Here is a 20,909-nt window from a genome sequence, read left to right as displayed (position 1 = left end):
AACTAAGAAAATGCTTAAGCTGGAGACAGTGTAGTCATAAACATCGTTAATGCTATAGGATTATTGATAAAATTTACGGATTATTTCAAACACTTTGATAGCCAATCAGGGGCTATTGTAGCCCCAATAACAGAAGGTTAATCACTGCCAAAGAGATCGCGTGTATAAACTTTGTCCTGAACATCCAGCAGTTCAGACGCCATGCGATTGGAGATAATCACGTCGGACTGCTGTTTAAACGTATTCAAATCACGTTCAAGGCGGGAATTAAAGAACGACGCTTCCTTCATAACCGGTTCGTAAATAATAACTTCCACACCTTTAGCTTTGATACGCTTCATAATCCCCTGAATTGAAGACGCACGGAAATTATCAGAACCGCTCTTCATAATCAGACGATAGATGCCCACCACTTTGGGTTTTCTGGACAAGATGGCATCTGCAATAAAATCTTTACGCGTCCGGTTCGCATCCACGATCGCGGAGATAATATTGTTTGGCACTGACTGATAATTCGCCAGAAGTTGCTTCGTATCTTTCGGCAGACAATAACCGCCATAACCAAATGAAGGATTGTTGTAATGATTGCCAATACGAGGATCCAGACACACACCTTCAATAATTTGTCGGGTATTCAGTCCTAAACTTTCCGCATAGCTATCAAGTTCATTAAAGTAAGCAACGCGCATCGCAAGGTAAGTATTAGCAAAAAGCTTAATCGCCTCTGCTTCCGTCGAATCGGTAAACAGGGTTGGAATATCCTGTTTTATGGCGCCTTCCTGTAGCAAAGCAGCGAATCGCTCCGCACGCTCAGAGCGTTCACCAATCACAATCCGCGAAGGATGCAAATTATCATAAAGCGCTTTACCTTCGCGCAGGAACTCGGGGGAGAAAATGATATTCTGCGTATTAAATTTTTTACTCATCGTTGCGGTGAAGCCAACCGGCACCGTTGACTTGATCACCATCACTGCCGATGGGTTAATCTCTGTCACATCCTGAATAACCGATTCTACACTTGATGTGTTGAAATAATTTGTTTTTGGATCATAGTCGGTTGGTGTTGCAATAATGACATAATCAGCATTTTGGTAGGCGGATACCTTGTCTAAGGTTGCTTCAAAATTAATATTCCCGGACGCTAAAAATTGCTGTATTTCTTTATCAACAATCGGAGATATCCGATCATTTAGCATTTCTACACGTTCGGGAATAATGTCTAACGCGGTAACCTGGTGATGCTGTGCGATAAGCAAACCGTTTGACAGACCAACGTACCCGGTTCCAGAAATGGTGATTTTCATTTCACGCTCTCAGAATTAACTTAATTATGCATCATGATGTTTATACATCCTGATAAGATATAAAAGTTTTAACGCCTGAATGAATATTGTGTCAATGAAGGCTAAAACAATTCAGATTTTCTTTATCAGGTTAAACATTAATTATTAAGTTAATATTAAGAAGTAAAAATAAATCAATCAGATTAGGGACAAAAAAAAGCCCGGCGAATCACCGGGCTTTTGATGCGAATCAGGAATTACTCCAGCCATTCAGTATGGAAAACGCCTTCTTTATCAGTACGCTTATACGTATGCGCCCCAAAGTAGTCACGCTGCGCCTGGATCAGGTTCGCAGGAAGAACGGCTGCGCGATAGCTGTCGTAGTAGGCAACAGCGGCAGAGAACGTCGGAACCGGGATACCATTCTGCACGGCATACGCAACCACATCACGCAGCGCTTGCTGATAATCGTCCGCGATTTTCTTGAAGTACGGTGCCAGCAGCAGGTTAGCGATACCCGCATTTTCTGCATATGCGTCGGTGATTTTCTGCAAGAACTGTGCACGAATAATGCAGCCGGCACGGAAGATCTTCGCAATTTCGCCGTAGTTCAGATCCCAGTTGTATTCGTCAGAAGCGGCACGCAGCTGGGAAAACCCTTGTGCGTAAGAGACGATCTTGCCAAGGTAGAGCGCGCGACGGACTTTCTCGATAAATTCCGCTTTGTCACCCGCAAGCTGCGCTTTAGGTCCCGACAACACTTTAGACGCTGCGACACGCTGCTCTTTCAGAGAAGAGATATAACGTGCAAAAACGGATTCCGTGATCAGCGACAGCGGCTCGCCCAGATCCAGAGAACTCTGGCTGGTCCATTTACCGGTGCCTTTGTTCGCCGCTTCATCCAGAATCACATCAACCAGATATTTACCCTCTTCATCCTTTTTGGTGAAGATGTCTTTGGTGATGTCGATCAGGTAGCTGTTCAGCTCGCCTTTGTTCCACTCAGTGAAAGTATCTGCCAGCTCTTCGTTAGACAGATTCAGGCCACCTTTCAGCAAAGAATAGGCTTCTGCGATCAGCTGCATGTCGCCGTATTCGATACCGTTGTGAACCATTTTCACATAGTGACCGGCACCATCGGCACCAATATAGGTCACGCAAGGTTCGCCATCTTCTGCAACTGCGGCAATTTTAGTCAGAATCGGCGCAACCAGTTCGTAGGCCTCTTTCTGACCGCCAGGCATGATAGATGGGCCTTTCAGCGCCCCTTCTTCACCACCGGAAACGCCGGTACCAATGAAGTTAAAGCCTTCAGCAGAAAGTTCGCGATTACGACGGATAGTGTCCTGGAAGAACGTGTTACCACCATCAATGATGATGTCGCCTTTATCCAGATACGGCTTCAGGGAATCGATAGCAGCATCAGTGCCCGCCCCTGCTTTCACCATTAACAGGATACGACGAGGCGTTTCAAGGGATTCAACAAACTCTTTTACCGTGTAGTAAGGCACCAGTTTTTTGCCTGGGTTTTCGGCAATCACTTCTTCGGTCTTTTCACGGGAGCGGTTGAAAACGGAGACGGTATAACCACGGCTCTCGATGTTGAGCGCCAGGTTGCGCCCCATCACTGCCATACCGACGACGCCGATCTGTTGCTTGGACATTACATACTCCTGTCAGGTGTGGATACCCCGCCGTAAAATGGCGGCGAGTAAAGTGAAGAACATGTTAACTCAGGTTAGAGGCCAGAAGGTAGCAATAGATGTCCTCTTCAGAATGAACTTAATGCACATAAAATGCAGTTTCTGCTACATCAATATGCACCATCTCTATGGAGGACTACCTTCACTGTTTTGAAAAGAATAGCGATGTCATTCCACAGCGACCAGTTCTTGACATACCAAGAGTCAAAGTAGACTCGGGTATCGTAATCCACATCGTTACGTCCACTTACCTGCCACAACCCTGTCATTCCCGGTTTCGCCATTAGATAGTAATCAACATTCTCATCATAGCGTGGTAACTCTTCAGAGATAATCGGACGCGGGCCAACCAGACTCATTTGACCTTTCAGCACATTAAATAACTGAGGCAATTCATCAAGACTGGTTTTACGAATAAATCGACCGACAGGAGTGATTCGCGGATCGTTTTTCAACTTAAAGTCACGCTCCCATTCTTCCCGTGCAGCAGGATCGGAATCAAGGAGCTTTTGTAAAACCTCCTGCGAATTCATCACCATTGAGCGAAACTTATAGCAAGGGAAAAGCTTACCGTGACGCCCTACTCGCATATGACCGTAGATTGCCGGACCACCATCACGGGTAACTTTGTACCAAAGATAAATGAGCAGTGGCGAAGAAATTAAGATAATCAGTGATGAACAGACAATATCGAAAGTCCGTTTAAGGAAACGAGATGTCCGTTTTGCCAGATTATTATGAATACGCAGCAACATGACTTCATGACTAAAGATGAAAGACATATCGGTATTATAAAGTGGTAACCCGCGCAGGGACGGAATAACCGTGACAGAACGGCAGTCCTTCTTCGATAGTTCGCGCAACCAGTTAATGGTCTTATCGCTGTTTTCCATTTCAAAAGCTACAATGAAATGAATATCGCCTGTTTTCTTCATTTCCCAAAGAATATTGGGGTCCTGAAGAACCGGCAGTCCCTGTAGCGTTGCCTCTGTACACTCTTCGTCATAAAATGCGACAACATCAAAGCCAAGCATTTCCTCACTTTGCAGTGCATAATAAGCTTCCACTGCATTACTTCCGCTACCCATAATGACAGTCTTTTTCTTCCAAATCCCAAGACGATTAAGAAGTTGTTTGGTCATTGCTCGGAAAAGCGGTAGCAGAATTAATGCAAACGTCCAACAAAAGACCCATACATACCGAGAAAATTGCCATTTAGAAAAAGCGACCAGCGCCAGATCAAAAACAGCAAAGATCACAATAGTACGGATAATCTCCTTCAATTCAAACCAAAAGGGTTTGCGATAGGAATAATGTCGCAACCGAACCCAAAACCATCCCACACATATCAAACTCAGGATGACATGAGAAATTATGCGCATCTCTAGTTGAGCATCGGGGATAAAACGATAAAGATCGTTAAAAATCCAGTATACACAACCAATAGAGAGGGCCAGTGATAAGTTAAAAAATATAAAATCCGATGCTGCGAGAAAAACCTTGCATAGCAATGGATTATATTTATTCAAAAAATTATCCGTATCCATGACAACACCTGACGTTAGCGAGGATTTATATTAAATACAGGCATTGGCTCCTGACTCTTTTGACATTCAAGGAATTTATTTGCAACATCAATAGCTTCACGAATAGTGACATCCATATCCAGATAGCGGTAGGTACCAAGACGCCCGACAAAAGTGGTATTGCTTAATTCCATCGCTTTATCCAGGTAGCGATTGAGCAGTTCTTTTTCCTTAACCATACGGATCGGATAATACGGAATATCATCTTCGGTGCAGAAGCGACTAAATTCACGATAACATGTTGTTTTTTCGTGTGACTCCCAAGGTGAGAAATGCTTATGCTCAGTGATTCGGGTATAAGGTACATTTTCTTCGCAGTAGTTGATAACAGCCGTTCCCTGGTAGTCACCTTCTGCTGAGAATTTTTCGAAATCCAGCGTGCGATAACCCAGACGCCCCTCACTAAAGTTAAAGTAACCATCCAGCGCGCCTGACCAAAATACATGCTGGTAGGCCCCACTCTCGGTAGCTGAAAACTCAGTATCTGTTCTTATTTCAATCAGTTCGTGATCAAGAATTTTTCCAACCATATCGGTATAGCCATCTCTGGGCATCCCCTGATACTGGTGGTTAAAATAATTGTCATTATAGTTAAAACGAAGCGGCAAGCGTTTCAAAATACTGGCTGGTAACTCCGTCGGCTCACAACCCCATTGTTTACGCGTATAGCCTTTAAAGAATGCTTCATACAGTTCCCGACCAATCATGCTGATGGCCTGTTCTTCAAAGTTTTTCGGTTCGACAATAGATTTGTCAGCTTTAGATTCGATGAAAGCACGAGCTTCATCCGGACGCATTGTTTTATTGAAAAACTGATTAATCGTATGCAGGTTTACTGGTAGTAAGTAAACATTGCCTTTGTAAATGGCCTTCACACGGTTGGTGTAAGGCATAAACTCTGAATACTGATTAACGAAATCCCAAACTTCTTTATCATCTGTATGAAAAATATGGGGACCATAAACGTGCAACATGACGTTGGTCTGCGGATCACGTTCTGAATGACAGTTACCAGCAATATGAGAACGTTTGTCAAAAACAACAGACTCAATCCCTTCCTCTGCTAATAATCTCGCAATAACCGCACCAGAAATACCCGCACCGACAATAGCAACAGATTTCATCAATGACCTCAATTATTTTGCTTCTTTGTAAGTTACAAACATTTTCCCATTCACCAGGGAATTAAGAGCTGGCCAGCATGCAATTATTTTCACAAGAATAGCGAGCAATATGATCTGAATAATAAAACTTAATATGACATAGTATTCCATATGTGCAAAAGTTAATATATTTTTCGCTATGGCATTAATATAATAATTAAACCCCAATATAACTAAGGTATTTTTACCCAACCAAGAGATAAATTCCGAATTAATATAACCCGCAATATAATAGAGCAGATAACTTCCTGCTAAAGCAGAAGCAAGATTTATAAAAGCCCATACTCCATTCCCCACCTGTAATGCAGACATATCAACCTCAGTGGGAGTTAAATACGAAAATCCCAAAAGCAGTACAACAGAAATCATCGCATAATTAATATGTCTGGTTATGACAATACTTTGCAATATGTATCCAATTAAAAAATATGGCATAGCGATAAAAGCTATATTCACATTAAAAAAATGAAAAATATCTACATTTTTCGCAATTAAATAAAAGGAAATTACAATCAAGGCAATAATATATTTATTTGAAGAGATTTTCATTATTAAATAAAACATAGCCTCAACTATAAACAGGCAATATAAAAACCAAATGGGAGTAACAAAGAAATTATTTGCTACTTTTGTTGCACCTGTTAATGTTCCATATAGTTTCATAAGGAAATCACTACCAGATATATTACTCATCAATAACATAGCAACAAACGGCAAGCCACAAATTACTCCAATCGTCCATGCAGGAATAATCAATCTATAAAATCGCTGGATGATAAATATCCAAGGTTTCAACTCCAGATTTTTAACATTTACCAGATAACCAGAAAGAATGAAAAAAGCAGGCATATGAAAACTATAAATAATCTTATGCCAAGATGGACTGAGGAAGGATACATGTCCTAACACAACCAACAATATCCCCAGTCCACGATATATATCTATATCCGTACGTCGAGTCATTGAATACTCTCGCTGCTTATATTTTATTTTAGGAAATGCCTAACCAAGAGTGCACTTCCTTTTTTTATTAAATTTTCACCTTCAATATTTACAACCTTTCTGTATCCAACTTTAATATTTCTTTTATTATGTTCAATCCATACATTAAATAATCTTTCTGCCATGAATCCCAAAATTCTTTTTTGATAAGAATCATAACCAGAGAAATCAATCTGTTTATTCACTTCGTCTAATAGAGGGAAAAGCCACTGGCAATACTGATTGACCACATCGGCCTTACCTACGAACATATTATACAGACTTATTTTCCGACCATGCATAACCGTATCGAAGGCTTGATTATAATCAGGATACATAGCCTCCACGATAGAGCGTAATATATTCAAATCACCTTCTGAATGAGCTCGGCAGTAATGATTTTTTATATTCGTAACATAGTAATTACGTTTACGAGCGACAATTAAATCATATTTATTTAGGTCAAAATCATTACTAGAAGCAATGCCCTTACCATGGAGCGGTATAATATTATGAACGCCAGCGAAATAACGACGATAATGAACTAAACCAACAATATCTTCATCTGAATTTTTCCAGATCCAATATAATGCAGTCAATTCACAATATGATGGATTTAATTCTGATATATTATCTCCTTCATTATCACCGATAACACTTATACCTAAATCTGATGTACTATTCTTCTTACCTACATGGATAGGTTGATAACCTTCATCTACAGGAAAATCATATTGCTTATGTGTTGCGATATATATTCTAATCATGATATTACCAATTTTACTTCAAATAAAAATAATCAAGGATATTGATATCCAGTTTTCTTTTCACAAAATAGACAGCAATGACATTCTGTATAATCACAGAAAGAGCAACAGCGCAGGCAATTCCTTTTATGCCGAATCCCCCCCCCATGAAGTTAAGGTTGATAATCATCATAAATGCATTAAAGAAAATAATATTTCTAAATATTTTCTCATTACCTGTCATTGTTAATAAGAAAGCGACCGACCCTGTCAGGACATTAATTAACTGACCAATGCAAACTATTCTAAGTATGATAGATGCTTGAGTATATGCACGCCCAAAAATTGAAAGCACAAACTCAGGGAATAGTAAGAGAAACGCTACTCCTGGCAATGACAAAATAACGACAAGACGGGTGCTACTTCTTACCATTAATTTAAGCTCATCAAATTTCCCTTCAGTATACAGCTTGGAAAAATTTGGTGCAAAAACAACATTTAATGAAATAAGGAAGAAACTGATAACTAAACCAATCCGCAAGCAAACAGAGATAAGAGCAACGTCTTCACTTGAAATATAGTAGTTAGAGATGATAGGTGTAATCCATTGTATAATGGTATTACATATTAATATTAGCAAGAAAGATAGTAATGTTGTAATTATATATTTATATTTAAGCTTCTTCAAATAAACAACAGCATTTATATTAGTAAATATATATTTTTTCCACAAAACAGCACAAAAGATAAAACTAAGTATAATTGATAAAAATAAAAACCTTACTAAATTTAATGCATTAGCTTCCATATGCAGAACGGCACATACTAAAACAATAAACGAAAATATCAGCGGATAGGATATATTAATTATAATAACAGATAATAATGATCTCCCATTAGTCTGAAATATATATCCCGTATATTGGATCATGGAAAGAAGAGGGATGCTCGCACAAATATATAAAGCACCATAGACCTTTAATGACTCTCCGTAAGTCAGAAAAAGATATATAGCGCCTGATAACAGACATGATATAACTATAATTATTAATGCTCCAAACAATGCCAATGAACTTGCCTGGATATAATTTCTTGTGGCTATAAGTTGCGGTCGCATTCTAAGAATGGCATCACAAAACCCTGATGTACCGATAAGTCCCCACAACATAATAATAGAGAAGGAGGTGAAGAATATTCCGGCTTCATTTACATTGACCCAGCGAGTAACAAGTATATTCATCAAAAAACTAATGGATACACCAATTACTCTCGCTGCGATAACAGCAAACAATGCCTTAGTTTTTTTTCTAGTCATTAGATAAATCGAGTCACTAATTCAGATAACCAGTTATGTGATATAACCCCATAAAGCATAAAAATAATAACTATTAGTAATAATATTACCCTTCGTTGAGTTTTAACAAAAACGTGTTCTATACTCATAATATAAAAAGGGATTAAAAAAACATTTACTACAAACAAATATCTGATCGATGATTCTTTGGTGAAAAATAAGATGGCAGAGAAAACATATGCTAACAGAGCATATTCTAAAATAAGAGACGCGCTTTTATTTTTTATTATTTTATCCAATAAGAATAAAGGAATAAATACAAATATTGAAGAATATAAAAACTTATATATATATATGGCGTGTTCATTATTTCGATCTGAATACTCAAATGCTCGAATTATTTTATTAGCAAACACACTTCCCGGGGGTAATGCTTTGAGCACAAAACCAACAATATATTCTGATGCCAAAGCAAAAATAAGTGATAGCAAAATAATTATATATTTTTTATGAAAATCAAGTCGTCTCCATATAGGCATAACCAAAAATATTAAAGCAGAGAAATGTAGACTGATAGCTATAATAATAGTGATAAAAGATTTAATCGATGCATTTCTTGATTGGTATGCTATTGATAAAAGAATAAAACTAAAACTGATAGCTTGTCGCATTCCTCCCATATAGAGATACATGAAACTTATCATACTTGTCAGACAAAAAGCAATTATAGTTGTCTGTACATATTCATTTGTTAGCTTCAGTATTGCTATAAAAGATAACCATGTTGTAATTAATATTGTTATTACAGGAAATAACTCAGATGGTATACCTATTGTTCGTAATATATAGACTAATAAAGTAAATCCTGGCTCAAACTTTCTGGAGGTATCACCCTCATAAAAAGGTATATAATAGTGAATAGAATCATATCCCCAACGATTAGCTATACCAAGATATAATCCAATAAGTGTTATGTTAATAGCCAATAAAAAAAAGGAAAACTTGCTTCTTTTTAAGAAAGATATTATAGAAACAAAAAAAATCTGTAAAACAGAGAATGCTGCAAAACCAATTGGTGAAAATATTACCTGCAGCATATTTTTTCTACCGCATTGTTGAGATCATAATAATTGCTATTTTTATAATTATCTTTAACCATATAGTTTTTAAATAAATAAGCTATATAAAGTTTCACTTCTTCCTGGGTAGCTTTATTATCGATGGCTTTAACTATTTCAGTTTTTAACGATTCTCGAGATGTTAGATTATTTACTATTTGAGGATAATATATATCACCAAGTGTTAATACAGCAGCACCTCTTACAGCAGCCTCAAGTCCTACAGTTGAGTTTATTACAATTACTAACGAAGATTTATCGATTAAATGATCAATTGGAGTATTATTATCAATATGTACATTCACATTTTCATTAATTAACTTATACAGTGATTTATTATATCTCCCTTTATTCATTGGATGTTCACGAACAATAAGATCATATCCCTCAGGTAATGATTTAATAACTGAAGTTAACATATCATCAATTGATGAAAATAATTTACAGTTTGAGATAATCTGGACATCATTTGGCACTTGTAACGCAACAAAAATATATTTCCCTTGTTTTTCTATATCAATATTATTTGCTTTACTATTCTTTTTAAATGGCAGACGTCCTAATAAATAAGGAATAGACTCCCAAAAACCCTCCCCTGTATATAGCTCGACAGCACATACTTTCCTAAAAATAGATGGAGGGACACTTTGAAGGACATCTTTTATCTTCCTGAAATAAGAACCAATATTCTTTTCATAAAATTTCTTTTCACTGACAGATGTAATGCATTTATTATATAAATATTTTATTTCATCTTCATTTACATTATTCCGCATCATATCGAGACTAGCAGTAGTGATGCTCATATTACAATTGACGCCTTTCGGATCAAAAATCATCGTCCCATATGGGCCAGGTTCAAAATAGAATACTTGAACCTCTTTTAATTTTGCAAAATAGCCACCAATAGAAGAATATAAACGTTTATCTCCAATAAATACCACACTGTGGAAATCTTCCCATGGGAAATAATTCTCATAAAAATCCCAATATTTCCTAGAGATATCTAAAAAATATTTTTCTAATTCAGGGAAAAGAGAGATATGAAACTCATAAAAATGACGAGGTATTGTAATATTTTTTTCTGACTTATATTTACGAACATTTCCAGGTAAATCAATATATTCTAATGAGTTTTTGATGCAATAGTTAGTCGAAGAAGCATACATACACAACTGGACAGTATCTCTACCAGTCACCTCTTTTATCTGTTTTGATAGTTGATGTATATATCTTGAATTACTCTCATAAAAGGACATTATTGCTATTTTTTTCATTTCTACAAAAATCTTTTTTGATGACAAAATTAAAAATCGCGTCGAATTTTTGATATGCTGTCCACGCTACCGCCCTTGGCTCTACAGCTACCAATACACTGAGAAACAAGGATTCAAAAATCCATGTAATTAATACCCCAGTCAACCTCTTCTGAAATCAATCTCAACTTCCGTTTCCGTGTGAGACACAACCTCACGACAGTTGTTTGTGATTGCCCTAAGAAAGAGTTTGGCAGGGGTTGTTTGTTGATCATTTTACACTAAAGTGCAAAACAAAACGGCAATAAGCATCAACTTTCCACAGTCGAGCTTATTGTCGAGTGATAACTGTCTATGGTTCTAATGACAGTATCCTGGCTTAGCTTACTCGTTAAGCAACGCCTCAATCCCCTTCCGAAACTTCGCCCCTTCCTTCAGGTTGCGCAGCCCGTACTTAACGAACGCTTGCATATAGCCCATTTTCTTACCGCAGTCGTAGCTGTCGCCTGTCATCAGCATGGCGTCAACAGACTGTTTTTTCGCCAGTTCTGCAATTGCATCCGTCAACTGGATACGGCCCCAGGCGCCGGGTTCTGTTCTTTCCAGTTCTGCCCAGATATCTGCCGACAACACATAGCGACCTACCGCCATCAGATCTGAGTCCAGCGTCTGCGGTTGATCCGGCTTTTCAATAAACTCAACAATACGGCTGACTTTCCCCTCATTATCCAGAGGTTCTTTGGTCTGGATAACGGAATACTCTGAAAGGTCGCCTTTCATGCGTTTTGCCAGCACCTGGCTGCGTCCCGTTTCGTTGAAACGCGCTACCATTGCCGCAAGATTATAGCGAAGCGGATCGGCCGTCGCGTCATCAATGATGATATCAGGCAGCACCACCACAAACGGGTTGTCACCAATCACAGGACGTGCGCATAAAATGGAATGCCCCAGACCCAGCGGTTGAGCCTGGCGAACGTTCATAATCGTCACGCCTGGTGGGCAAATGGACTGCACTTCCGCCAGCAACTGACGTTTCACGCGTTGCTCCAGAAGTGACTCTAATTCGTAGGAGGTGTCGAAGTGGTTCTCTACCGCATTTTTGGAAGCGTGAGTAACCAGAACGATTTCTTTGATCCCAGCAGCAACAATTTCGTCAACAATGTACTGTACCATCGGTTTGTCAACAATCGGCAGCATCTCTTTGGGGATTGCCTTGGTGGCAGGCAACATGTGCATACCCAGACCAGCTACCGGAATAACTGCTTTCAAATTAATCATTATTTCATCCACCTATAAAATGGTTGCTGAATTATAGCTCTTTAGCATGTTTTAGCCAGCATGAATTACATTATGGCGTTGGATGTGATGGTACGCCGCTTATCCGCAGATTGCAGTAGCCATAATCTTAAGTATGAGTAACTTTCGCCAGGAATGGTCGCAAAACTACCTCCCCCGCTCCGGCAACCTGAAATTGACCGCTTCCACATTCACCACCTTGTGGTTAATCCTGTCGATATCGACAGAGCTCTGCCCCTTCTCATTGACTGCATGAACGTTCGCCAGCGACAGCAAAGTGTCCTGTTTCGCCATAAACTTGCCGCGTATATCTTTACGCAGATCAAAGTGCATCTTCAGCGCGGGCCCTGTCGCAGACTCCTGCATTACCTTGATATTACGCAGGAAAAGATGCTGAGGCTGGTTGTGTAGTTCAAGCGTAGCGCGCTTCATATCCAGATTGGTGATCGCCACAAAGGAGGTCGCATTCCCTGAAGAGATCTGAATGCCGCGCAGTTTATAGGCCAGGCGAGTGTTATCAAGATGAATATCATTTAATTTGAAGTTTTGCGGAATGGATAAATATTTGCCTTTGACGACGCCATAACCAATAAGCATCCCCGCACAATTCACCATATCGATATTATCAATCACGAAATTATCACACCCATAAATTGCTACCGTCGCATTATCAATGCCCGCTTTCTTACTGAAATCAGGCGTGATATTCCGCGCTTTTACATTACGAATGATAAAGTGTTTTCCGTTCTCCACATGAACCAGTTGTCGGCAATCCGATCCGGTAATATTGGCCACGACAAAGTTCTTTACGGTTTGCTCTTCCGGGTAGGCATTATCGTAGGTGCTGCCCGCCAGCCCGATGCCAATCCCCCAATTGATTTTCCCGTTGGTGCAGTCGATGCGTTCTATAACATGGTCAGAGATCAGAATGTTACGATCGTTAATCGCCACGTTCCATTCGATAGCATCCCCTTGCAGATCGCTGAATCGGCCGTTGGTGATGCGCGCGCCGTCCACCTGGTTGTGGAATCCCTGGCGCAGAATGGCGTAATTTGCATGACTGACCGTAATATCATCAATGGTGAGATTACGCATCACTCGCGGCTTTTTGCCGCCAATGTAGATCTGGGTAACGGGGCCGAACCCGCTCATGGCAATCCCCCTGATGGTGCAATCTGAACCGCGCACATCCAGGGTGATGTTGTGCAGGCCGCCGCCCTGCTCCCCTGTTACCTGGCAGCCATCCTGCAACACGAACCGACCGCGACCATTGCCGCTTAAGCGCCCGCGCACATGCAGCGTTTTTCCTGCCGGGATAAAGATGCCGGTATTGACGTTCTCGCAGACCAGCCCCGCAGGAACAACAACCGTCTGCGCTTCGCTAAACGCCTGTTTAAACGAGGCTATCCAGTCTCGGGGGTTATAATCCTGAATATTGACGGTTTGCCGGGGTTCAATCGCGCGGGCAAAGGGGGAATGGAGGACAGGAAGTACGGCAAGCGCAGAGCCTGCCGTCAGGAAGGTGCGACGGGAGAGTTTATTCTCTGGCATACAACCTCGGTTTACATCGTTTGCAGCAGGCTGGCTAACTGTTGATTAATCACCTGCTGATTAAAATCAGCCTCAACTTTTTCACGGGCGCGTTGTACCACAGGCCGCAACGACTCGGTGTCGATGCGACTGAATGCCGCCAGTTGCTCCGCCAACGCCTCAGCATCATTTTCAGGCACCAGCCAGCCCGACTTACCGGCATCCACCAGTTCAGGGATTCCGCTGTGAACGGTTGAAACCACCGGCAGCCCGACTGCCATCGCTTCCATCAGCGCCACCGGAATACCTTCCATATCGCCATCCGTACCGGTGATAGACGGCAGCAGAAACACATCCGCGTCATCCAGCATTTTTTTCACTTCATGGCTGGGCTTAAAGCCGGGCATTTCAATCACATCATCAAGCTGGTACTGCTCAATCAATGTGCGCAGGCGTCTCTCCCACGGCCCCATGCCCAGGATGCGATAACGGAACGCCACCCCCTGCGCTTTGAGCTGTCGGCAGGCCTCAATCGCTACGTGCAGTCCTTTCTTCTCGGTTAATCGCGCCACGGAGATAATCTCCAGCGGCGTACCCGGCGCTTTTACCGGACGGTGAGTAAAGCGCGTCATATCGACGCCCATCCGCGAGACCGCAATTTTCTCGGGCGGGCACCCCATTGTTTTAAGGCGTCCCGCCCATAATTCACTGATAGGCAGCATGAGATCGCCACGCTGGAACAGGCGCTGATATTCAGGCGTGTAGTGATTGAGCACATCGCGGTGCGATACATCAATACCGTGAAAAACGGTGGAAATTTTGCCTTTGATCACGCCAAGTTCCCGCAACTTCGCCGCCGTTACACCCGCCGGGCCAAAATGTGCGATAAAAACATCCGCCTGGAACATTTTTGGCGTCAGCCCGCAGATTGCGGACAGAATCAGGTTGCGCGCTTCATCACCGTAACGTGAAACATTCAGCGCCTTCCAGGTCGATGCGCGCGTACCGCCACGCAAAGACGCAATGGCGCGATAGCGCAGCTTCGCCAGCTTGCCTTCCGGCTCATCCAGCAGCCAGTGCGTTTTTTCACCCAGGCGGTAGGTGTCATACGCCGCATGCGTGTTCTCAAGGTCGCCTTTATGCAACGCGACAATTTCCACCTCAAACCCCATATCGATAAACGCGGTGATCTGGTTCAGCACGAAGGTCTCTGACGACAGTGGGAACTTCAGTAAAAAGAAGCTGACCTTCATTTCCCCTCCCCGATACTGGTTAACACTGACTGCACCATGCGAAAGCCCTGTTCACGCTCGTGGTTTACGGCGTCCGCCAGTCGCGCGTTGAGCGCGGGCAACTGCCCCAGCGTATCGGCCACCATCGCTTCCAGGCTGCCGTCCAGCAAATGACGAATGTCGATCGCCATTTCAGGCAATCCCAGCTGTTGCATAATTCCGGCAGATTTGTGCTCATAATTAATGGCAATCGCAGGGGTCGCGAAATTCATGGAAATAATGGCGGAATGCAGGCGCGTGCCCACGGTCAGTTCACAGGCGCCGAGGATTTTCCCCATTTCAAGATCGTTGAGTTCGTCCATTACCACATGGTAACGATCCGGGTCGCTGACGTGCTGGCGCAGGTTTAACGCCACCATGCGATCGTCTTTGTTATAGCTGTCGATACCGGTACAGGTTGACAGCGCAATCACCTGATAGCCTTCCTCAAGGATACGGTTCACCACGCCAGCAAACGCCTTCTCGTAAGCCTGCTGGGTGGTTCCCAGACGCTTATCGAATGGCGCCAGTTCACGCAGCGTAATCGCAACCGTCTTTTGCTTTCCGGCGAGGGCTAACCAGTGCTGAACGGCATAAGCCGGTTCAAAATCGTCATTGTGATGATCAACCAGCCAGGCGGTATCGACCCCCGCTTCAACTTTCGTCGTGGTGATATCGCTACGCTTCATCAGTTCCAGACTGACTGATTCACGCAGAATCAACGCATCACAATGACCAAAGACATAATTCGCCAGCGTGTTGAACTGCTCGTCCTGGAAGGGGCCGACACTGTGACCAATCATATACAGCGGCTTCTTCGCCATAAAAGTACACAACGCATGTTCAAACTGTGGCACACCGTACAGATCAACGAAAAACGAGCCTCCGACCTGGATAATGGCGTCATAACCGGATAACAGACGCACGAAGTCGGTAAACCCCTGCGCAATGGCAATATTGCGCAGCTTGCCGGTATCGGTGACGCGGGAGAGCAGTACCTGATGCTGATAGCGGCGACGCAGCACTTTTTTCACACGCCCCATCACGCCCGCCGCGTTATTGTGCTGTTTCATCTGCGAATAGAGCGGATCGCCCATCACCGGGCGATTCAATAACCAGGATGAGCTCACCGGATAGCGACTCATCACATCCACTTCTGCGTCAGGTTCAAGACGGTTAATGGCATCCAGCAGGCCGCGCAAAATTGCGCTGTCGCCACGATTGCCGCAGGTGTGGTTGCCCAGGATCAGTAATTTCATATTTGCCCCTTAAAATCGTTGCCGGCTGGCGGCTGTCGCCTTATCCGGCCTACAGCAAAATCAATTCATAGGCCGGATACGACGCGTAAACGTCGCCATCCAGCAAAAGTTATCCTGCGCGAAGCAGTGTTTTCATTTTTTCGCTACGGCAAAACTGGCGCTTCATCTCCACCACCAGCGGATGGCGCGAAAGCACAATCATCACGGCGAAGGCCAGCGCGCCCGCCACGATTTGCGTTGCCAGCAGTACGCTCAGCGGCAGATGTCCATTCAGCGCAATCCCCAACCCATAGCTCACCGCCAGGGTAGGTAAAGAGAGATAAAACGGTAGCCACAGGCTAAGGATGTACTGGCGGTAACTCGACCCCAGCACCGGTTTAATCATGACGAAATAGCTCAGAACGGTATTGATGATCTGCACCAGCAGGAAGCCCAGCGTCACGCCTGTCACCCCCGCCAGATGGCCGCCAACGATAATTGCCGGAATGAACAGAAAGGTTTTGAACACATTGAATTTGAAGCTGATATCGACGCGCGCTTTCGCCATCAGCAACGAACCAATCGGGTTGCCGACAGAGCGCAACAGCCCCACCACGCACAGCAGTTGCAGCACCGGAATGATGCTGTTCCACTTCTCGCCAAAAACCAGCGGTACAAAATTATTCGATACCACCATCAGACCGAGCAACGCGGGAAAATTAATAATCCCCACGACCGACAGCAGCTTGTAGAAGTTGACGCGCAGCTTCTCCGTATCATCCTGAATTTTGGCGAACGCCGGGAACAATACGCGGGTAATGATCGGGTTAAGCTTCATTGGCGGAACTACCGCCACGTTATAAGCAAGGTTGTATCCCCCGGCGACGCTCGCGCCGAGAATACGCGCCAGCACCAGCGTCGACAGGTTAGTATTGACGTAATTGATGATGCTGTCCGCCGTCAGCCATGCGCCAAAGCGCAGGTTCGACGAAACAGACGCCAGCGAAAAATGCAGACCGGGGCGGTAGATCTTCCGGCCAAAATAGCCGAACAGCAGCGTACGGACGGCGCTGTTGACCAGATAGCCGAGGATCGCCGTCATTGCCAGCGGCCAGAAATGGGCGCTGACCACGGTGAAGGTGAACCCCGCCAGCACCGAGCTGGTCTCGATCATGCCTATTTTGTTAAATTCCAGCTCCTTTTGCATCAACGCGCGAAACTGTTGCCCGTGAGGGATCACCACAAACGCCAGCGACAGGGTTTTAATCAGCGGCGCCAGATCGGGGTTATGCAGCACGTTGCCGATCGCGTCGCTAAGCAAAAACACCACGACGCACACCGCCAGCCCTAAGCCAACGTTCAGCCAGTACAGGGTGGTGAGTTCAAGGTGGCTTATCGTTTTACGCTGGATAATGGAGTTGGCAATACCGAAGTCCGACAGCGTATCGGCGAGGGCGATAATCACCAGCGACACGGTCAGCAGACCAAACTGGTGATTATCAATAATCCGCGCCAGCACGGTCATCTGAATCAGTCCCAGCCCGATAATGATAACCGTAGCGATCGCCGACCACTTCGCCCCACTGATGGTTTTTTCTCGTAAGCTCATGATCGTTCCTCAGTACGCCGCTTTATTCACAAAGCCTTTGAACACCGTCAGAAAAACAATCTTGATGTCAAACCACACACTCCACTCACGGATGTACTCCAGATCAAACTCCACGCGCTTTTCCATTTTCTCCAGCGTGTCGGTCTCGCCGCGCCAGCCGTTGATCTGCGCCCATCCCGTAATGCCGGGTTTGACTTTATGGCGCAGCATGTAGCCTTCGATAAGCTGGCGATACTGCTCGTTATGCGCCACCGCGTGCGGGCGCGGCCCGACGATAGACATGCCGCCGGTCAGAACGTTGATAAACTGCGGCAGTTCATCAAGCGAGGTACGGCGCAGAAAATTCCCCACGCGGGTTACACGCGGGTCGTTTTGCGTCGCCTGCGTCACCACTTTGTCGTTTTCCATCACCTTCATGGAGCGGAATTTCCACACTTTGATCGGCTTACCGTCCATGCCATAACGGGTCTGGCGGAAAATGATCGGCCCTGGCGAACTGAATTTGACCGCCAGCGCAATGCAGCACAGCACCGGAGAGATCAGCAGCAGAATCAGCGACGCCAGCACGATATCTTCCGCGCGTTTCAGCAGACGATTGATCCCTGACAGCGGCGTGTCATACAGCGGCACGACCGGCACGCCGCTTACCTCTTCAATGCGCGAGTGCAAAATATTGAAGGTAAAAACATCCGGGATGAGGATGACCGAGCAGGTGGTGTCCGCCAGAGCGCGCACCAGTTTTTTTACCTGCGCCCCGTCACTCATCGACATGGCGATATAGACGTTATGAATGCGTGAGGCTTTAGCATCCTCAACCAGTTGTTGCAGATTTCCGGCCCAGTCAGAAGAGACGCCGCCCGGTTTCGGATCGTAGTAAACGCCGACCACTTCAAAACCCAACCACGGCTCCTTGCGGAAGCTGTCCAGCAGCGACTGACCGGCAGGAAGATCCCCCGCCACCGCCACCCGGCGCGTGTTGTACCCACGGTTACGCAGCCATCCGGCTCCGTAGCGAATGAACGAGCGGCAGACCACCAGACCCACGCTGGAGAGCGCATACCACGCCAGCCAGACGGTAAGACGGTTATCAAAGTCGTTATTGAAGGCAATCAGGCCCGCGCTGAAGACCAGACTCAGCGTCCAGTTTTGCAGCAGTAGCGCCAGTTCCGTCGAAATCTTCACGCCGCGCCAGGAACGGTAAAAATCAGTTATGCCGCCCAGCATCTGAAAAACCACCAGCGTGATCAGCGCCACCAACAGATGCATATACAGGAAAGGCAATCCGCTCAGCTTGCAGACAACCCATAACCCGCCAAACATGATGGTGATATCCGAAAAGCGTTGCACCATAGAGATTAACGATGCATTGGTTTTGGCTCGCTCGCGCTTTTTTAGATTTGTCATCGTTGTTCCTGTTATTAGCCCCTTACCCGTCGCCGGGTAAGGGAAGAACCGACATTACTGATTCAGCAACGTCAGCAGGGTTCGCGTTCGCGCTTCCATCAGCGGAATGTCGCCGCGTGATTCCACATTCAGCCGCACCACCGGTTCGGTATTGGAAGAACGCAGGTTGAAGCGCCAGTCGGCAAACGACATGCTGATGCCGTCAGTTCTGTCCACCGTCAGCGCTTCACGCGCAAAGTGTGCTTCCACCCGGCTGATGGCGGCCGCAGGCTCTGCCAGTTTGCTGTTGATTTCACCGCTGGCCGGGAACGCCGCCATCCGGTCACGCACCAGTTCCCCCAGCGACTGCCCTTTCAGACATACCAGCTCCGCCACCAGCAGCCACGGGATCATCCCGCTGTCGCAGTACGCAAAATCACGGAAGTAGTGATGGGCGCTCATTTCGCCGCCGTAGATAGCATCTTCATGGCGCATACGTTCTTTAATGAAGGCATGACCGGTTTTCGACATCACCGGCGTGCCGCCCGCCGCCGTCACCACATCAACGGTGTTCCAGGACAGACGCGGGTCGTGGATGATCTTCGCCCCCGGGTGTTTCTCCAGAAATGCCTCCGCCAGCAGGCCGACAATGTAGTAGCCCTCAATGAACTGCCCTTTCTCATCAAACAGGAAGCAGCGGTCGAAATCCCCGTCGAAGGCAATGCCCATATCTGCGCCGTGTTCAATAACGGCGTTGCGGGTGTCATCGCGACACTCCGGCAGCAGCGGATTAGGGATGCCGTTCGGGAAGTTGCCGTCCGGCGTGTTGTGGATTTTGATGAAGTCAACCGGTACGCCCTGCGCCTTAAAGCGGGCTTCAATGGCATCCACCACCGGGCCTGCCGCGCCGTTGCCGGAGTTGATGACCAGCTTCAATGGCGTGAGATTGTTGACGTTGATGTAGCCGAACAGGTGGTCGATGTAGGCATCACGCAGATTGATCTGCTTATAGCTGCCGCGTCTGGCTTCGTTGACCGGTGGAAAATCATTGGCTTCCGCCAGACGCTGCACGTCGCGCAGGCCGGTGTCGCCGCTGATGGGGCGCGCGCCCTCGCGCACCAGTTTCATACCGTTGTAGTCCATCGGGTTATGGCTGGCGGTCACTTCAATACCGCCATCGACGCCCAGATGGAAGGTCGCAAAATAGATCTCTTCCGTGCCGGAAAGGCCAATATCCAGTACGTCAACGCCCGCATCCTGCAACCCTTTCGCCAGCGCCAGTTTCAGCGACTCGCTTGTCAGGCGCACATCGCCGCCCAGCACAATGGTTTTCGGTTGCAGGAACTCGCCGTAAGCGCGGCCAATACGCCACGCGATATCCTCATTCAACTCTTCGCCCAGCCTGCCGCGAATATCGTAGGCTTTAAAACAGGTTAATTTCGTCATGTTTTT

The 20,909-nt window shown here is 45.1% G+C and carries 16 protein-coding genes; all 16 read right to left on the bottom strand.

The features are described 5' to 3' along the window. Window positions 1-137 precede the first annotated feature (137 nt). Entirely contained in the window at window positions 138-1,304 is a 1,167-nt protein-coding gene (ugd, locus tag OGV82_RS13205) for a UDP-glucose 6-dehydrogenase (RefSeq protein ID WP_047462643.1), read from the bottom strand. A 236-nt stretch (window positions 1,305-1,540) separates the two neighbouring features. After that, a complete protein-coding gene (gnd, locus tag OGV82_RS13200; RefSeq protein WP_047462640.1) occupies window positions 1,541-2,947 on the bottom strand; it encodes an NADP-dependent phosphogluconate dehydrogenase in 1,407 nt (468 codons plus the stop codon). Between the two features lie 149 nt (window positions 2,948-3,096). Further along, window positions 3,097-4,533: an undecaprenyl-phosphate galactose phosphotransferase gene (locus OGV82_RS13195; protein WP_012131730.1), complete on the bottom strand. Its 1,437-nt coding sequence runs from the start codon at window positions 4,531-4,533 to the stop codon at window positions 3,097-3,099. 14 nt (window positions 4,534-4,547) lie between these two features. Next, window positions 4,548-5,696 (bottom strand): UDP-galactopyranose mutase, encoded by a 1,149-nt coding sequence (glf, locus tag OGV82_RS13190; RefSeq protein ID WP_047462637.1) that lies wholly within the window; start codon window positions 5,694-5,696, stop codon window positions 4,548-4,550. Window positions 5,697-5,708: 12 nt separating this feature from the next. Further along, window positions 5,709-6,698, bottom strand: a complete 990-nt coding sequence (locus OGV82_RS13185) for an acyltransferase family protein (protein WP_047462633.1) — start codon at window positions 6,696-6,698, stop codon at window positions 5,709-5,711. A 23-nt stretch (window positions 6,699-6,721) separates the two neighbouring features. After that, entirely contained in the window at window positions 6,722-7,483 is a 762-nt protein-coding gene (locus OGV82_RS13180) for a DUF4422 domain-containing protein (RefSeq protein ID WP_012131727.1), read from the bottom strand. Between the two features lie 13 nt (window positions 7,484-7,496). Beyond that, window positions 7,497-8,777, bottom strand: a complete 1,281-nt coding sequence (locus tag OGV82_RS13175) for an MATE family efflux transporter (protein WP_286462728.1) — start codon at window positions 8,775-8,777, stop codon at window positions 7,497-7,499. After that, window positions 8,777-9,853: an EpsG family protein gene (locus tag OGV82_RS13170; protein WP_101743975.1), complete on the bottom strand. Its 1,077-nt coding sequence runs from the start codon at window positions 9,851-9,853 to the stop codon at window positions 8,777-8,779. The genes OGV82_RS13175 and OGV82_RS13170 overlap by 1 nt, the downstream gene beginning before the upstream one ends. Then, window positions 9,841-11,151, bottom strand: a complete 1,311-nt coding sequence (locus tag OGV82_RS13165; protein ID WP_047462627.1) for a capsular polysaccharide export protein, LipB/KpsS family — start codon at window positions 11,149-11,151, stop codon at window positions 9,841-9,843. The genes OGV82_RS13170 and OGV82_RS13165 overlap by 13 nt, the downstream gene beginning before the upstream one ends. Window positions 11,152-11,514: 363 nt before the next feature. Next, window positions 11,515-12,408: a UTP--glucose-1-phosphate uridylyltransferase GalF gene (gene galF / locus OGV82_RS13160; protein WP_012131721.1), complete on the bottom strand. Its 894-nt coding sequence runs from the start codon at window positions 12,406-12,408 to the stop codon at window positions 11,515-11,517. 165 nt (window positions 12,409-12,573) lie between these two features. After that, complete coding sequence (gene wcaM / locus OGV82_RS13155) at window positions 12,574-13,977, bottom strand: colanic acid biosynthesis protein WcaM (protein ID WP_047462624.1); 1,404 nt, start codon at window positions 13,975-13,977, stop codon at window positions 12,574-12,576. Between the two features lie 11 nt (window positions 13,978-13,988). Then, window positions 13,989-15,209 carry a colanic acid biosynthesis glycosyltransferase WcaL gene (wcaL, locus tag OGV82_RS13150; RefSeq protein WP_047462621.1) on the bottom strand — a complete coding sequence of 407 codons (1,221 nt, stop codon included), beginning with the start codon at window positions 15,207-15,209 and terminating at the stop codon, window positions 13,989-13,991. After that, window positions 15,206-16,486 carry a colanic acid biosynthesis pyruvyl transferase WcaK gene (gene wcaK / locus OGV82_RS13145; RefSeq protein WP_047462618.1) on the bottom strand — a complete coding sequence of 427 codons (1,281 nt, stop codon included), beginning with the start codon at window positions 16,484-16,486 and terminating at the stop codon, window positions 15,206-15,208. Before wcaK ends, wcaL begins: the two co-directional genes overlap by 4 nt. Window positions 16,487-16,595: 109 nt before the next feature. After that, entirely contained in the window at window positions 16,596-18,074 is a 1,479-nt protein-coding gene (gene wzxC / locus OGV82_RS13140) for a colanic acid undecaprenyl disphosphate flippase WzxC (protein WP_101743976.1), read from the bottom strand. Between the two features lie 9 nt (window positions 18,075-18,083). Further along, window positions 18,084-19,478: an undecaprenyl-phosphate glucose phosphotransferase gene (gene wcaJ, locus OGV82_RS13135; RefSeq protein WP_047462612.1), complete on the bottom strand. Its 1,395-nt coding sequence runs from the start codon at window positions 19,476-19,478 to the stop codon at window positions 18,084-18,086. A 54-nt stretch (window positions 19,479-19,532) separates the two neighbouring features. Then, the gene (cpsG, locus tag OGV82_RS13130) at window positions 19,533-20,903 is read right to left on the bottom strand and encodes a colanic acid biosynthesis phosphomannomutase CpsG (RefSeq protein ID WP_012131713.1); all 1,371 of its coding nucleotides are present in this window, start codon (window positions 20,901-20,903) and stop codon (window positions 19,533-19,535) included. Window positions 20,904-20,909: the final 6 nt, after the last annotated feature.

This window comes from Citrobacter sp. CK191 (assembly GCF_030333435.1).
GTDB classification, from domain to species: domain Bacteria; phylum Pseudomonadota; class Gammaproteobacteria; order Enterobacterales; family Enterobacteriaceae; genus Citrobacter_B; species Citrobacter_B koseri.
Note: the sequence above shows the minus strand (reverse complement) of the source record. Positions and strands in the feature narration are given on the sequence as shown.

Bases quoted from the DNA above. Each gene is read 5' to 3' on its own strand.
- wcaL (WP_047462621.1), bottom strand. From the start codon at position 15,209: ATGAAGGTCAGCTTCTTTTTACTGAAGTTCCCACTGTCGTCAGAGACC.
- OGV82_RS13180 (WP_012131727.1), bottom strand. From the start codon at position 7,483: ATGATTAGAATATATATCGCAACACATAAGCAATATGATTTTCCTGTA.
- OGV82_RS13165 (WP_047462627.1), bottom strand. From the start codon at position 11,151: ATGAAAAAAATAGCAATAATGTCCTTTTATGAGAGTAATTCAAGATAT.
- wcaM (WP_047462624.1), bottom strand. From the start codon at position 13,977: ATGCCAGAGAATAAACTCTCCCGTCGCACCTTCCTGACGGCAGGCTCT.
- OGV82_RS13195 (WP_012131730.1), bottom strand. From the start codon at position 4,533: ATGGATACGGATAATTTTTTGAATAAATATAATCCATTGCTATGCAAG.
- glf (WP_047462637.1), bottom strand. From the start codon at position 5,696: ATGAAATCTGTTGCTATTGTCGGTGCGGGTATTTCTGGTGCGGTTATT.
- gnd (WP_047462640.1), bottom strand. From the start codon at position 2,947: ATGTCCAAGCAACAGATCGGCGTCGTCGGTATGGCAGTGATGGGGCGC.
- OGV82_RS13175 (WP_286462728.1), bottom strand. From the start codon at position 8,777: ATGACTAGAAAAAAAACTAAGGCATTGTTTGCTGTTATCGCAGCGAGA.
- wzxC (WP_101743976.1), bottom strand. From the start codon at position 18,074: ATGAGCTTACGAGAAAAAACCATCAGTGGGGCGAAGTGGTCGGCGATC.
- galF (WP_012131721.1), bottom strand. From the start codon at position 12,408: ATGATTAATTTGAAAGCAGTTATTCCGGTAGCTGGTCTGGGTATGCAC.
- cpsG (WP_012131713.1), bottom strand. From the start codon at position 20,903: ATGACGAAATTAACCTGTTTTAAAGCCTACGATATTCGCGGCAGGCTG.
- ugd (WP_047462643.1), bottom strand. From the start codon at position 1,304: ATGAAAATCACCATTTCTGGAACCGGGTACGTTGGTCTGTCAAACGGT.
- wcaJ (WP_047462612.1), bottom strand. From the start codon at position 19,478: ATGACAAATCTAAAAAAGCGCGAGCGAGCCAAAACCAATGCATCGTTA.
- OGV82_RS13170 (WP_101743975.1), bottom strand. From the start codon at position 9,853: ATGCTGCAGGTAATATTTTCACCAATTGGTTTTGCAGCATTCTCTGTT.
- OGV82_RS13185 (WP_047462633.1), bottom strand. From the start codon at position 6,698: ATGACTCGACGTACGGATATAGATATATATCGTGGACTGGGGATATTG.
- wcaK (WP_047462618.1), bottom strand. From the start codon at position 16,486: ATGAAATTACTGATCCTGGGCAACCACACCTGCGGCAATCGTGGCGAC.